We start from the raw sequence: 14621 nt of genomic DNA on the forward strand, positions 1-14621 counted from the left end.
ATTCCGGGCTGACAAGTCTTAAATCGAAAAAACTTATCGATAGCCTACTTTTTAGGCAAAACGGTGATACAAAGCACAATTTCGCCTGGTTTATAAACAAAAACGAGCCCCACAGGGCTCGTTTTACGCTTTTCACGTTCTACCGCACATTACTGCACGGCGGCAATGCGGTCGTCTTTCACCACCAGCTGTACCGTTTTGCCCGGAATCAGTTCCCCAGAGAGGATCTGCTGCGCCAGCGGGTTTTCGATCTGCTGCTGGATAGCGCGTTTCAGCGGACGCGCGCCATATACAGGATCGTAACCGTTAGCGCTCAGCAGCTTCAGCGCCTCATCTGACATCTGCACGGCATAACCGCGCTCTTCCAGACGTTTATAAAGACGCTGCAGCTGGATCTGAGCAATCGAGGCAATATGTTTCTCACCCAGCGGATGGAATACCACGACCTCATCGATACGGTTAATGAACTCCGGACGGAAGCTATGGCTCACCACGCCCATGACGATCTCTTTCATATGGCCGTAGTCCAGCTCACCGAAGCGCTCCTGAATCAGATCGGAGCCCAGGTTCGAGGTCATGATCACCACGGTGTTGCGGAAGTCGACCGTTCTCCCCTGCCCGTCTGTCAGGCGTCCGTCATCCAGCACCTGTAAAAGAATGTTGAATACGTCCGGATGCGCTTTCTCGACTTCGTCCAGCAGGATAACGGAATAGGGACGACGACGAACCGCCTCGGTCAGATAGCCACCCTCTTCATAGCCGACGTATCCCGGAGGCGCACCCACCAGCCGCGACACGGAGTGTTTCTCCATAAACTCGGACATGTCGATACGCACCATGGCATCGTCACTGTCGAACATAAAGTTAGCCAGCGTTTTGCACAGCTCGGTCTTCCCTACCCCGGTTGGCCCAAGGAACAGGAAAGAGCCAATCGGACGGTTCGGATCGGATAGCCCCGCCCGGCTGCGACGGATAGCGTTTGAGACAGCCTCAACGGCTTCGTTCTGGCCAATCACACGGCTATGCAGCTGCTGCTCCATGCGCAGCAGTTTTTCACGTTCGCCTTCCATCATGCGGGCCACCGGAATACCGGTCCAGCGTGCCAGCACCTCGGCGATCTCGGTATCGGTCACTTTGTTACGCAGCAGACGCATGGTTTTGCCTTCCGACTGCGTTGCCTGCTCAAGCTGTTTCTCCAGCTCAGGGATTTTCCCGTACTGCAGCTCGGACATGCGGGCCAGGTCGCCAACGCGGCGGGCCTGCTCAATGGCAATCTTCGCCTGCTCCAGCTCGGCCTTAATGGTCTGCGTGCCGGAGAGCGAGGCTTTCTCGGCCTTCCACTCCTCTTCCAGCACTGAGTACTGGCGCTCTTTATCAGCCAGTTCGCCGTTGAGCATCTCCAGACGCTTGATACTGGCGTCATCGGACTCTTTCATCAGCGCCTGCTGCTCCAGCTTGAGCTGGATAATGCGCCGGTCCAGACGGTCCAGCTCTTCCGGCTTGGAGTCGATCTGCATGCGGATGCTAGATGCGGCCTCATCGATCAGGTCGATAGCTTTATCCGGCAGCTGGCGGTCGGCAATGTAGCGATGGGACAGCGTCGCCGCCGCCACGATGGCCGGGTCGGTGATCTGCACATGGTGATGCAGCTCATAGCGCTCTTTCAGACCACGCAGGATAGCAATGGTATCTTCGACCGACGGCTCGGCGACGAACACTTTCTGGAAGCGCCGCTCCAGCGCCGCATCTTTCTCAATATACTGACGGTACTCATCCAGCGTGGTTGCGCCGACGCAGTGCAGCTCACCACGGGCGAGAGCCGGTTTCAGCATGTTCCCGGCGTCCATTGCGCCATCGGCCTTACCTGCGCCTACCATCGTGTGCAGCTCGTCAATAAACAGAATGACGTTGCCTTCCTGTTTCGACAGGTCGCTCAGGACGCCTTTTAAGCGCTCTTCGAACTCACCGCGATATTTCGCCCCTGCCACCAGCGCACCCATATCCAGCGCCAGCACCCGGCGGCCTTTCAGCCCTTCCGGTACTTCGCCGTTAACAATACGCTGCGCCAGCCCTTCGACAATGGCGGTTTTACCCACGCCCGGCTCGCCGATCAGCACCGGGTTATTTTTGGTACGGCGTTGCAGTACCTGGATAGTACGGCGGATCTCTTCATCGCGGCCAATCACCGGGTCGAGCTTGCCCTGTTCGGCACGCTCGGTAAGATCGACGGTAAATTTCTTCAAGGCCTGACGCTGGTCTTCGGCCCCCTGATCGTTCACGCCTTCTCCTCCGCGCATCTGTTCAATTGCCTGGGTCACATTGTTGGTATTCGCTCCCGCTGCTTTCAGCAGATCGGCGAGCGTACCGCGTGACTCCAGTGCCGCCAGAACAAACAGCTCTGACGAAATAAAGTTATCGTTACGTTTCTGCGCCAGCTTGTCGCAAAGGTTAAGCACCCGCACCAGATCCTGGGACGGCTGAACGTCGCCGCCGGTACCCTCTACCTGCGGCAGACGACTGAGCGCCTGGTCAATAGCGGTGCGGAGCTGACCGGCGTTGACACCGGCAGAGGTGAGTAACGGACGTACCGATCCCCCCTCCTGTGTCAGCAAGGCGCTCATAAGATGAAGTGGTTCGATAAATTGATGGTCTTGCCCCAGCGCGAGTGACTGAGCGTCGGCAAGAGCAAGCTGGAATTTATTAGTAAGACGATCCAGACGCATAACTCCTCCCATAATACAGGTCAAATTTGCTACTGGAGATTAAATGAGGTCATCCCTCAATTATTCAAGGTTAATGATCTAAATTATGTACAAAGAATATTACACGTACTGGATCGTCTTGATTCTTTAGGTTATATCAGCCAAATGAAACTTGCCAGACGCCCGGTGGTTTTGTCGCGGCGATAAGAGAAGAATTCACTTTGTTCACTGAAGGTGCACCGGTCGCCACCGTAGACGGCGTCTACGCCGACGCGTGCCAGCCGCTGACGAGCAAGCTGATAGATATCGGCAAAATATTTTTCACCTGCCGCACGAAATGCCGCTGAAGCGTTTGGATCTTCGGCAATAAACGCGTCGCGCACTTCCGGGCCAACTTCAAAGGCATCGGGGCCGATAGCGGGGCCCAGCCAGGCAATGATGTTTTCCGGCTTATCTGTAAAACAGGCCACCGTCTCTTCCAGTACGCCTGCGCACAGCCCACGCCAGCCGGCATGCGCGGCGGCAACTTCGCTTCCAGCACGGTTACAGAACAGCACCGGCAGGCAGTCGGCGGTCATCACGGCGCACACCGTGCCGGGGGTATTGCTGTATGAGGCGTCCGCGCGTTTAGAGGCATACGGCTCGCCGGAAAGCGTAAGCACCGCTTTGCCGTGCACCTGCTCCAGCCAGACGGGCTTAGAGGGTAAACCGCCTGCGGCAAACAGCCGGCGACGGTTCTCCTCGACATGCTCAGGATTGTCGCCGCAGTGTGCACCCAGGTTCAGGGAGTCCCAGGGGGCAAGGCTCACGCCGCCGTTGCGGGTCGAACTACAGGCCGCGACGCCTTCAGGCAGCGGCCACTGCGGAACAATCAGCGATGTCATAGCCAGTCAACGTCCTCTTTATGGGTTTCGAAATCGGCGCGCATGGCGTCGATCAGGTCGATCATATCCTGTGGGATCGGCGCATGCCACTCCATCTCGATACCGGTAATCGGGTGATAGAGACGCAGCATGGTAGCGTGCAGTGCCTGGCGATCGAACTGGCGCAGGGCAGTAATAAATTCATCAGATGCCCCCTTCGGCGGACGCGGACGGCCACCGTAGAGCTGATCGCCCACCAGCGGATGGGTAATGTGCGCCATGTGAACACGGATCTGGTGGGTACGGCCTGTTTCAAGACGCAGGCGCAGACGCGTGTGCACACGGAAGTGCTCCATGATGCGATAGTGGGTCACCGCCGGCTTGCCCATCGGATGCACCGACATGTGGGTACGCTTGGTCGGGTGGCGGCTGATTGGCTCTTCCACCGTGCCGCCCGCCGTCATATGACCAATGGCAACGGCTTCATATTCACGGGTGATCTCGCGCAGCTGCAGGGACTCTACCAGTCGGGTCTGGGCCGGTACGGTTTTAGCCACGACCATCAGGCCGGTGGTGTCTTTATCCAGACGGTGCACGATACCGGCGCGCGGCACGTCAACAATCGGCGGATAGTAGTGCAGCAGCGCATTCAGCACGGTGCCGTCAGGGTTACCTGCACCCGGATGCACCACGAAGTCGCGCGGCTTGTTGATCACCAGAATATCGTCATCTTCGTAGACGATGTTGAGCGGGATATCCTGCGCCTCAAAGCGCGCCTCTTCTTCGATCTCGGCATCGATGGCGACGCGCTCGCCGCCCAACACTTTCTCTTTGGGTTTGTCGCAAATCTTGCCGTTGACCTGCACGCGCTGGTCAAGGATCCACTCTTTTATGCGCGAACGTGAATAATCCGGGAACATTTCGGCCAATGCCTGATCTAAGCGTTGACCGAGTTGATTTTCGGACACCGTTGCGGTGAGTTGTACTAGTTGTGCCATAGACAGCTTCTTCGTTAACCTTGGGTTTTTACGGCTTTGCCGTTTAATATAGTGTGCTATTGTAGCTGGTCTTAATCGGGAGCAGGAACAGAGAATCCTCCCGCATAAACATTTTGAGGAAAGTCAAAACGTCATGACGCGCATGAAATATCTGGTGGCAGCCGCCACGTTGAGCCTGGCTTTGGTGGGTTGCTCCAGTTCAAAGGAAGAGGTGCCTGATAATCCGCCTAATGAAATCTATGCGACTGCTCAGCAAAAGTTGCAGGACGGTAACTGGAAACAGGCAATAACGCAACTGGAAGCGCTGGATAACCGTTATCCGTTTGGCCCTTACTCGCAGCAGGTTCAGCTGGATCTGATCTACGCCTACTATAAAAATGCCGATCTGCCGCTGGCCCAGGCCGCGATCGATCGCTTTGTCCGTCTGAACCCGACTCACCCGAACATCGATTACGTGATGTATATGCGCGGCCTGACCGACATGGCGCTGGACGACAGTGCATTACAGGGTTTCTTCGGCGTCGATCGTAGCGACCGCGATCCTCAGCACGCTCGCGATGCGTTTAATGACTTCTCGAAGCTGGTACGCGGCTATCCGAACAGCCAGTACGTTACCGATGCCACCAAGCGACTGGTGTTCCTGAAGGATCGTCTGGCGAAGTATGAATACTCCGTGGCGGAATACTACACCGAACGCGGCGCGTGGGTGGCGGTGGTGAACCGCGTAGAAGGCATGCTGCGTGACTTCCCTGATACGCAGGCGACGCGTAACGCCCTGCCGCTGATGGAAAATGCCTATCGCCAGATGCAGATGAACGCTCAGGCAGATAAAGTCGCGAAGATTATCGCGTCCAACAGCAGCAGTACCTGATAGTCAAAACCCGATCGTCAAAAACCGATCGTTAAAAACACCAACGGCAGCTCTCGGGCTGCCGTTTTTTTATGCGGTTTCGGCTGCCTCTAAAGAAGTAGGCTGCGACGTAACTTATCAACTATGGCTCCCCTTCCCCTATCCAGCAAGTAAAATCTCATCTCTTCCTGTCCTATCTCACAAAATGTCGGCATTGACAAAAAGTGACAAAAATACGTGATCTAAATCACACTTTTTGACCTTCAGAAAGGTATGCTGAGATCACCTGGACGGAAAGACAAGAGGTAACATTTATGACAGTGAACATTACCAGTAAACAAATGGAAATTACTCCGGCAATTCGCCAGCATGTCGCAGACCGTCTCGCCAAGCTAGAAAAATGGCAAACTCATCTAATTAATCCCCATATCATCCTCTCGAAGGAGCCGCAGGGTTTTGTTGCTGACGCAACCATTAATACCCCTAACGGTCAGCTTGTTGCCAGTGGCCGACACGATGATATGTACACCGCTATCAACGACTTGATTAACAAGCTGGAACGGCAGCTCAATAAAGTGCAGCACAAAGGTGAAGCCCGTCGCGCCGCCACGTCGGTGAAAGACGCCACCTTCGTTGAAGAAGAAGAAGAGTAATCCTTTACGAAGAGTAGTCCTTTACATTGAGTGTCTCACCCACGCGCCTTCGGGCGCGTTTTTTATTGACAGGGTGAAAACAGTACGGTTACTTTACCTGTAGACACAGACAGGACTATCCCATGAAACAGACGCCGTTTTTCTTCGCACGCTTTTTTACCTTCCCCTGAATGGGAGGCGTTTCGTCGTGTAAGAGTATGTGCGAAGACGAACAGCAAGGCCTCCCAAACCGGGGGGCCTTTTTTTATGGCTGATAGACAGATAACGATAACGACTAAGGCAACACTATGACACCGGAAAACCCGCTGCTGGATCTGCGTACAAAGATAAGCGCTCTGGATGAGCAACTGCTGGCGTTGCTGGCCGAGCGTCGCCAGCTCGCCGTTGAGGTGGGCAAAGCCAAGCTGACCTCCCACCGTCCGGTGCGCGATATCGACCGCGAACGCGATCTGCTGGAGCACCTGATCCAGCTGGGGAAAACGCACCATCTCGATGCGCACTACATTACCCGCCTGTTCCAGCTGATTATTGAAGACTCCGTACTTACGCAGCAGGCTCTGCTTCAGCAGCATCTCAATCAAACGAACCCGCACTCGGCGCGGATCGCCTTTCTCGGCCCCAAAGGCTCCTATTCGCACCTGGCCGCGCGTCAGTACGCGGCACGCCACTTCGAACAGTTTATTGAGAGCGGCTGCGCTAAGTTCCACGATATCTTTCAGCAGGTAGAGACTGGTCAGGCCGACTATGCCGTTGTGCCGCTGGAGAACACCAGCTCCGGGGCGATCAACGACGTCTACGATCTACTCCAGCACACCAGCCTAGCGATCGTCGGGGAGATGACCGTGCCCATCGATCACTGTGTGCTGGTTTCGGGTACGACCGATCTGAGCAAAATCGAAACGGTCTACAGCCACCCGCAGCCTTTCCAACAGTGCAGCCAATTTTTGAACCGCTATCCGCAGTGGAAAATTGAGTACACAGAGAGCACCTCGGCAGCAATGGAGAGAGTGGCCCAGGCGAATTCGCCTCATGTAGCGGCGCTGGGCAGCGAGGCGGGCGGTGCACTGTACGGCCTACAGGTGCTGGAGCGTAACCTGGCGAACCAGACGCAAAACATCACCCGCTTTATCGTGCTGGCGCGTAAACCGATTAATGTCTCCGATCAGGTGCCGGCTAAAACGACGCTGCTGATGGCCACGGGCCAGCAGGCAGGGGCGCTGGTTGAGGCGCTGCTGGTGCTGCGTAACCATAATCTGATTATGACTAAGCTGGAGTCACGGCCCATTCACGGCAACCCGTGGGAAGAGATGTTCTATCTGGATATCCAGGCCAACCTGGAGTCTGCATCCATGCAGAAAGCCCTGCGCGAGCTCGGGGAGATCACCCGCTCGCTGAAAGTGCTGGGCTGCTATCCTGGCGAGAACGTTGTCCCGGTCGATCCGGCTTAACGCTCAATAAAGGGGGATTTCTTCACGCCTGCCACGCTTACCGGCAGGGTGAAGATAGCCCCGGAGAGCGGAAACTTCGCCAGCTCGTCCTGCTTCATATTCTCCCGGGTGGTGGTGATAAACAGCGTCTTCATATCTTCACCGCCAAAGCACACCATCGTCGGGCAGCGCACCGGCAGGCGATACTCTTCCAGCTGCTCGCCCTCGGGAGAGAAACGCGCGATGCGCCAGCCGTCGTACAGCGCGCTCCAGTAGCAGCCCTCAACATCCGTCGCCGCTCCGTCCGGCTGCCCCTCCTGTTTTTTAAAGGTGCGGAACACCTCACGCTTGCCGGGCTCGCCCTGCTCATCCAGCGGCGTACGGTAGATCACCTCCTGCGGCGTGTCGGAGGTGTACATCCACTTCCCGTCCGGGCTAAACGCTAATCCGTTGGCCCCAAGGATATCGCACTGGATCACCTTCGGGGTCAGATCGTTATCGACCCGCACCAGCAGCGCGCCGTTGTAATCCTGCGGTGCCCAGAACGTGCCAGCGTAAAAACGACCAGCACGATCGGTCCCACCGTCGTTAAAGCGCGCCAGCTCCGGGTTAGAGGGGTTATCACACACTTTCTGAGTCAGCAGTCCGCGCTTGTCTGCCAGCCAGATGGCACTCCGCATCGCAACGATGAATCCGCCCTTCTCGCGCAGGGCAAAGCAGCCCACCTCTTCCGGAAACCGCAGGACGGTATGCTCAGCGGATGCCAGATGGTAGCGGTGGATCTCCCCCTCCAGAATATCGGCCCAGTACAGCGCCTGTTCCGATTCGCTCCAGACAGGACATTCCGGCAGATGGCCGGTGTAATCAAATAGCAGTTGCGGCTCAGCCATAGAGACTCCCATACAGTAAAAAGGCCAGCGGGTAACCCACTGGCCTTAAAGTATATACAGCTTTTAACCTATTGACGGTTGTCGTTTGCCTGCCGTAGCAGGACCCGACTTTCGCTCTGGAAGCGCTGGGCGTAGTCGCCAAACCAGTGCTCAACCTTGCGGAAGCTATCGATAAAGGCCTGCTTGTTGCCCTGCTCCAGCAGCTCAATCGCTTCGCCAAAGCGCTGGTAGTAGCGCTTGATCAGCGCCAGGTTACTCTCCGAGGCCATAATGATGTCCGCATAGAGCTGTGGATCCTGGGCAAACAGCCGCCCGACCATTGCCAGCTCCAGACGGTAGATGGGCGAGGAGAGCGCCAGCAGCTGCTCCAGCTGCACGTTCTCTTCCGCCAGATGCAGCCCGTAGGCGAAGGTGGCGAAGTGGCGCAGCGCCTGAATAAACGCCATGTTCTGATCGTGCTCAACGGCGCTGATACGGTGCAAACGGGCACCCCAAACCTGAATCTGCTCCAGCAGCCACTGGTAGGCTTCCGGCTTGCGTCCGTCGCAGTAGACCACCACCTGCTTCGCCAGGCTGCCGCTGTCCGGGCCGAACATCGGATGCAATCCCAAGACGGGTCCTTTATGCACGCTCAGCATGGCCTGCAGCGGCCCGCTTTTCACCGAGGCCAGATCGACAAGGATGCAATCCTCCGGCAGCGGCGGCAGGGAGGCGATCACCTGCTCGGTGACATGAATCGGCACGCTGACGATCACCATCCCGGCGTCGGCGACAATATTGCCCGCCTGCGCCCAGTCATCTTTCTCCAGGATACGCACCTGGTAGCCGGAGAGGGTCAGCATCTTCTCAAACAGCCGGCCCATTTGACCGCCGCCGCCCACAATCACTACCGGACGCAGCGTCGGGCAGAGGGTTTTGAACCCTTTATCGTTCTCGCTGGAGTAGGATTCACGCATCACGCGTCTGAGCACGTCCTCAATCAGATCCGGCGGCACGCCAAGCGACTCGGCCTCCTGACGGCGGGAAGCCAGCATAGCGGCCTCGCGCTCGGGCACGTAGATCGGCAGGCCATATTTACTCTTAACCTCGCCGACCTCGGCCACCAGATCCAGACGCTTCGCCAGCAGGGCCAGCAGCGCCTTATCTACTTCATCAATTTGATCGCGCAGGGCGGTCAATTCAGCAACCATAACAACCTCTTAAGCCAGACGTGCTGCCAGATGCCCACGCAGATGTTGGTTAATCTCACGCAGCAGCGCGTCGGTCGTCTCCCAGCTGATGCAGGCATCGGTTACGGAGACGCCATGTTTCATATCGCCGCGCGGCTGCTCGGACGATTGATTACCTTCATGAATATTACTCTCGATCATCAGGCCAATGATCGACCGGTTACCATCTTTGATTTGCGCCACAACGGATTCAGCGACCGCAGGCTGGCGACGGTAATCTTTATTAGAGTTACCGTGGCTGCAGTCTACCATCAGGGCGGGCTTCAGGCCTGCCTGGGTCATCTCTTTCTCGCACTGCGCCACGTCAGCCGGGCTGTAGTTCGGCGCTTTGCCGCCGCGCAGGATCACATGTCCGTCTGGGTTACCCTGGGTTTGTAACAGGCACACCTGGCCAGCCTGGTTGATACCCACAAAACGGTGCGGCATTGCCGCCGCGCGCATGGCGTTGATCGCCGTCGCCAGGCTGCCGTCGGTGCCGTTCTTGAAGCCGACCGGCATTGAGAGGCCGGAGGCCATTTCACGGTGGGTCTGAGATTCGGTAGTGCGTGCCCCGATGGCAGACCAGCTAAAGAGATCGCCCAGGTACTGCGGGCTGTTGGGATCCAGCGCTTCGGTTGCCAGCGGCAGGCCCATGCTGACCAGCTCCACCAGCAGGCTACGGGCAATTTTCAGCCCGGTTTCGACATCAAACGAACCATCCATATGCGGATCGTTAATCAACCCTTTCCAGCCGACGGTGGTACGGGGTTTTTCAAAATAGACGCGCATGACCAGGTAGAGGCTATCGCTGACCTCCTCGGCAAGGGCTTTAAAGCGGCGAGCGTACTCAATGGCAGCCTGCGGATCGTGAATAGAGCATGGCCCACACACCACCAGCAGACGCGGATCGCGCCCGGCAATGATGTCGGAGATGGTCTGGCGCGATTGTGAGATCTGCGCCTCCTGCTCTGTCGTCAGCGGAAACTCCGCCTTCAGGCGTTCCGGAGTGATTAAAACCTGCTCGTCGGCGATATGGACATTATTCAGCGCGTCTTTTTGCATGATGGCGATCCTGGTCGTTCGTTGCGATAGTCTTTAGCGATAGTGTTCTCAGCAGAGAGTAACCTAACAGTATCACAACCGGTAAAGATTTCAATCCATAATACGTACATAATTGTTTACACACGCCCTTAAAATGCAATTTAATTGCGCTTTTTATGTAAACAAAATTGTACATTGAGCAACCTCGCGGCAACCAGGCTACGCTTTAATAACAGAAAAAGGAGCACGATAATGAAACCTGGAATGTACGCACTCTTAGCCATTCTGCTGTCTGGCTGCTCGGTTGAACCCTATACACACGCTCCCACATGGACCGGCACCGACTGGTACAGCACCGGGAAAGACGACGCCCTCTCGGGCGCAGTGGTCAAAGAGAACAGCGTCCTGGCTGCTCTGCACAATGACGCCAACGTCGATCGAAACCGCTATTTACAAGGCTATAAGGCAGGCCTGAAAAGGATCTGCCACGACGATTTTCTCTATGCGTGGGGCCGTGCGGGTAAAATCTATCCGGCTGGCTGCGACACGCAGGAGAGCGCCGCCCAGCTGCGTAGCGCCTGGCAAGCAGGTATGGACGAAGGCACCCGCGACGCCGTTCTTAATTAACTGCCTAAATATTATTCAATCTGTGAATAAGTCGAGATCACCCCTGGTCTATCCAGGGTAAAATAACCACGATCTTAACAGGGGATATGCAGGCAAACGCTGTTTTTCTGCTACGTGTAATTATCAGCCGTCGTTGCGGGGAAATAATAATGAACAGGGATCTTTCACGGCCAACTTTTAAGCGTACCCTACGTCGAATTAATATTATTAACGTGATTATTACGATGACGCTGGTTTGGTTTCTTATCTCCGTCACGTCGGTACTGACGTTAAAGCAGTATGCCCTACATAACTTAGAGCTGACGGGCGCGACCATGAGCCGCAATCTGGAGTTTGCTCTCGCCCGTCATGATGCGACCGCCGCTGCCGATACGCTCTCTACGCTCGGCCAGCGGGGGCTCTATAGCGCGGCAGAGGTACATGATGCAAAACAGCATGTCGTGGCAGGCTGGTCTTCGATGCCAAAGAGCAGCTATGACAAAGCCAGCGATCTAATCCGCCGGGGACTGCTTCCCGAACCGGTTAGGCAGCCGATCATGCACGACGGTACACAGATCGGCGAGCTGTATCTGACGGCCCAGGCCAGCCTGATTGGCCACTTTATTCTGCTCTGTCTCGGCGTGCTCACCGGCTCGATCCTGTTCGCCTCCGTCGTGGCGCTCGCTATCAGCCGCTACCTGCATAACGGTGTGTTCAACGCCCTGCAAAATATTACCGACGTGGTGCATGATGTGCGGACCTACCGCAACTTTTCCCGTCGCGTCGCCGACGAGCGTATTGACGAGTTTCATCGCTTTGGCCAGGACTTTAACAGCTTGCTGGATGAGATGGAGGAGTGGCAGCTGAGTTTACAGGCGCGCAATGCCCTGCTCCTGCGTACTGCCCTGCACGATCCGCTGACCGGACTGGCTAACCGCGCCGCGTTTCGCAACGCCATTACCGCTCTGATGAAGGATGAAGCCGCCCAACGCTGCTCGGCGCTGCTGTTCCTTGATGGTGATAACTTCAAATACATTAACGACACATGGGGGCACGCCGTCGGCGACAGCGTCCTGATTGAGGTGGCGAAAAGGTTATCCGCCTTTGGCGGCAAGCAGCATATGGCCTACCGCCTCGGCGGAGATGAGTTTGCGATGATCCTGACCGGCGTGCATACCGAGTATGAGGTAAAGCGTCTCTCAGGCGCGCTGTCCCAGCAGTTCTATCATCCTTTCGATCTGCATAACGGCTCTACCACCATGATGACGCTTAGCATTGGCTATGCGCTGGCATGGGAGCACGCCAGCGCCGATAGCCTGCTGGAGCTGGCGGACAAAAACATGTACAAGGTCAAGCAGCGCCAGTCAAAGACGCCCTGAATCCTGTTCCGGCTGCAATCGCCCTACGCTGGCCCGACGCCAGCGTAGGACATCGACAGCAATAAACAGCAGCAGGCTGATGCCCAGCACCGGTAGCGCCAGGCCAATGAGCAGGGCAAGGAGCAGGGTTATCACCCGTCCTCCCCTGCCGAGCGCCAGCCAGCTCTGCATCAGGGTCTGCACTGGGCTCACGCCGCCCTGCGCCGGACGGCGGATCCACCACAGCCGATAGCCCACCACGATGCTCACGCACAGCGCACCGCCAAACAGGATCAGCGCCAGCTGGTTTGGCAGGCCAAACAGCACGCCCATATGGAAATCGACGCCCCAGCGGGTGAGCTTCGCCATCAGCGGGAAGTCAGCAAAGTGCGTCTGGTCGATCGCGGTCATTGTGTGGCCATCAATCGCTACGGCATCAACCTGCGTGGGCCAGGCCCGATCGATCTCCGTGACCGTCCATGCCTGGTCTGCACTGCGCGGCGGGCGGATCTCAAGACGCGAAGCATTGATGCCGGTCTGGCGAGCTACCTGCAATACCTCATCATACTGCACGCTGTCGGCGTCGCTCTCCTCCATCGGCATCGTCATTCCTTCATGGTGCTCATGATGGGCATGATGTTCCGCATGGGGATCGGCTGGCTGGGCGGCTCCGTGCAGTTGGGTATTCACCTGCGGCGTCATCCAGCCCAGCGCCGCGCGCATTTTATCAACGTTACCTCCCGCCCACTGGGACCAGGTCAGGCCGGTCGCGGAGAAGAGCAGCATTCCCGCTAGCAGCACCCAGCCCAGGCTCACGTGCAGGCGACGGCTGTTCTGCACCCGATTGTTAACCCGTCGTTTGGGCCGGGTGAACCACCACAGCGCAATACCGCCAAGGGCAGCAATCCACATCCACGACGCCGCCAGCTCGCTATAGAGTCGCCCGACATCGCCGAGCAGCAGAGAACGGTGCAGATAATCGATAGTCTGGCGCAGAGGCAAAATGCCGCTGGTGCCGTAGACGGTCATATCACCTTTAACCGCCAGGGTCACGGGATCGATAAAGATAGCCCGGTTCTCCGAGACGCCAAGCTGCGGATCGGCAAACATCACCCGCGTCGTCTCCCCATTGATAAGCCCAGGGCGGACGGCGTGCAGACGCAGCGTTCCGCCGGTCACCCGCTCGGCCACCGCCACCTGCTCGGCCAGCGGCTGATGCTCACCGATAATGGTGCCGTAGAGCGCATCGTGATAGAGGGCGTTCTCCAGCTGCGGCGTGGCCACATAGAGGGTCCCGCTCAGGGCGGCGATAAAGATAAACGGGCCCACAAAGAGGCCGATATAGAAATGGAGGCGTCGCAGCAGGTTTACCCATGCCGCGCGCGAAGTGCAGGTCGTCATACTTTTCCTTTTTTTAGGTAAAAAGTTGCTGGTACGCCGGGGCGTACAGGAAATTTTTAGAGGGAAAAAGCAGACAGGCGCGGCGGCGCGCGAGTATCGGGACAGAGCCAGGGGAAGAAGTGCCAGTGGCAGACGGCAGGCCGCGGTGGCGTTATGCGCAGCCTGAGCAGCACGCCACAGAGCAGAACGATAAGCGCAAGGATCACGCCTGGCACATGCGCTAGCAGCACGCAGTAGCCGCACGCCTCGGCATGGTCGACCGGCATGCTTTGAGAATGTTCAGGCATGACGTGATGCTCTGGCATCATCGACATCTCGTGGTGCATGCCCGGCATCGCACTCATGGGATCTTTTTGTAGCGCGACGGAGATCAGCGGCGCAATCACGATCAGTAGGATCGCAAACAGCGCGGTCAATGCCGCTGCGCGTTTCCATGTTGAGTGATGCATCAGGTTAGCCACTAGCCCTCCGGTCGAGAGCAGGCATTGTAAAGGATTTATAACGTAGGGGTTAACAGATCGCGCGCGCAGGCGTAAAAAAAGGGGCCAGCCCACAGGCCAGCCCCTTTTTATCAGGATGTCGCGAAAGCGAATCTTAGTTAAGACGCTTTTATTACATACCTTT

General features: G+C 56.9%; 14 protein-coding genes and 1 other annotated feature. Of the genes, 6 read left to right on the top strand and 8 right to left on the bottom strand.

The annotated features are described in order from the left end of the window. Positions 1–149 precede the first annotated feature (149 nt). The 3 genes from clpB to rluD form a co-directional block, all read right to left on the bottom strand. Positions 150–2723 (bottom strand): ATP-dependent chaperone ClpB, encoded by a 2574-nt coding sequence (clpB, locus tag FN633_RS18160; protein WP_154058751.1) that lies wholly within the window; start codon positions 2721–2723, stop codon positions 150–152. A 131-nt stretch (positions 2724–2854) separates the two neighbouring features. After that, positions 2855–3586, bottom strand: a complete 732-nt coding sequence (gene yfiH / locus FN633_RS18165) for a purine nucleoside phosphorylase YfiH (protein WP_154058752.1) — start codon at positions 3584–3586, stop codon at positions 2855–2857. Further along, positions 3583–4563, bottom strand: a complete 981-nt coding sequence (gene rluD / locus FN633_RS18170; protein WP_042387491.1) for a 23S rRNA pseudouridine(1911/1915/1917) synthase RluD — start codon at positions 4561–4563, stop codon at positions 3583–3585. The genes yfiH and rluD overlap by 4 nt, the downstream gene beginning before the upstream one ends. Positions 4564–4696: 133 nt before the next feature. Between rluD and bamD the strand changes: the two genes are divergently transcribed. The 4 genes from bamD to pheA all read left to right on the top strand — a co-directional run bounded on the left by bamD (position 4697) and on the right by pheA (position 7514). Continuing rightward, positions 4697–5434 (top strand): outer membrane protein assembly factor BamD, encoded by a 738-nt coding sequence (bamD, locus tag FN633_RS18175; protein ID WP_042387494.1) that lies wholly within the window; start codon positions 4697–4699, stop codon positions 5432–5434. Between the two features lie 293 nt (positions 5435–5727). Continuing rightward, positions 5728–6066, top strand: coding sequence for a ribosome-associated translation inhibitor RaiA (raiA, locus tag FN633_RS18180; RefSeq protein ID WP_042387495.1), 339 nt, complete (start codon positions 5728–5730; stop codon positions 6064–6066). Positions 6067–6187: 121 nt separating this feature from the next. Continuing rightward, positions 6188–6313 (top strand) — a sequence feature (Phe leader region). Then, positions 6189–6236, top strand: coding sequence for a pheA operon leader peptide PheL (gene pheL, locus FN633_RS18430; protein WP_181016674.1), 48 nt, complete (start codon positions 6189–6191; stop codon positions 6234–6236). It overlaps the preceding feature by 48 nt. 40 nt (positions 6314–6353) lie before the next feature. After that, on the top strand, positions 6354–7514 hold the full coding sequence (pheA, locus tag FN633_RS18185; protein WP_154058753.1) for a bifunctional chorismate mutase/prephenate dehydratase: 1161 nt from the start codon (positions 6354–6356) through the stop codon (positions 7512–7514). On the opposite strand, the gene FN633_RS18190 is transcribed toward pheA, so the two are convergent. From FN633_RS18190 to aroF, 3 genes are all read right to left on the bottom strand, one after another. Further along, positions 7511–8383 (bottom strand): SMP-30/gluconolactonase/LRE family protein, encoded by an 873-nt coding sequence (locus tag FN633_RS18190; protein WP_154058754.1) that lies wholly within the window; start codon positions 8381–8383, stop codon positions 7511–7513. The two genes, pheA and FN633_RS18190, sit on opposite strands and share 4 nt — an antisense overlap. Positions 8384–8451: 68 nt before the next feature. Beyond that, positions 8452–9573: a bifunctional chorismate mutase/prephenate dehydrogenase gene (gene tyrA / locus FN633_RS18195; RefSeq protein ID WP_042387500.1), complete on the bottom strand. Its 1122-nt coding sequence runs from the start codon at positions 9571–9573 to the stop codon at positions 8452–8454. 9 nt (positions 9574–9582) lie between these two features. After that, the gene (gene aroF, locus FN633_RS18200; protein WP_154058755.1) at positions 9583–10653 is read right to left on the bottom strand and encodes a 3-deoxy-7-phosphoheptulonate synthase AroF; all 1071 of its coding nucleotides are present in this window, start codon (positions 10651–10653) and stop codon (positions 9583–9585) included. A gap of 231 nt (positions 10654–10884) precedes the next feature. On the opposite strand from aroF, the gene FN633_RS18205 reads away from it, so the two are divergent. Then, positions 10885–11259 (top strand): DUF2799 domain-containing protein, encoded by a 375-nt coding sequence (locus FN633_RS18205; protein WP_042387503.1) that lies wholly within the window; start codon positions 10885–10887, stop codon positions 11257–11259. A gap of 149 nt (positions 11260–11408) precedes the next feature. After that, the gene (gene dgcN / locus FN633_RS18210) at positions 11409–12617 is read left to right on the top strand and encodes a diguanylate cyclase DgcN/YfiN (protein ID WP_154058756.1); all 1209 of its coding nucleotides are present in this window, start codon (positions 11409–11411) and stop codon (positions 12615–12617) included. Here dgcN and FN633_RS18215 read toward each other — a convergent pair. Next, positions 12603–13997: a PepSY-associated TM helix domain-containing protein gene (locus tag FN633_RS18215; RefSeq protein WP_154058757.1), complete on the bottom strand. Its 1395-nt coding sequence runs from the start codon at positions 13995–13997 to the stop codon at positions 12603–12605. The two genes, dgcN and FN633_RS18215, sit on opposite strands and share 15 nt — an antisense overlap. A 56-nt stretch (positions 13998–14053) precedes the next feature. Then, entirely contained in the window at positions 14054–14446 is a 393-nt protein-coding gene (locus tag FN633_RS18220; protein ID WP_425049191.1) for a DUF2946 domain-containing protein, read from the bottom strand. Between the last annotated feature and the right edge of the window lie 175 nt (positions 14447–14621).

The organism is Pseudescherichia vulneris (genome assembly GCF_902164725.1).
GTDB classification, from domain to species: domain Bacteria; phylum Pseudomonadota; class Gammaproteobacteria; order Enterobacterales; family Enterobacteriaceae; genus Pseudescherichia; species Pseudescherichia vulneris.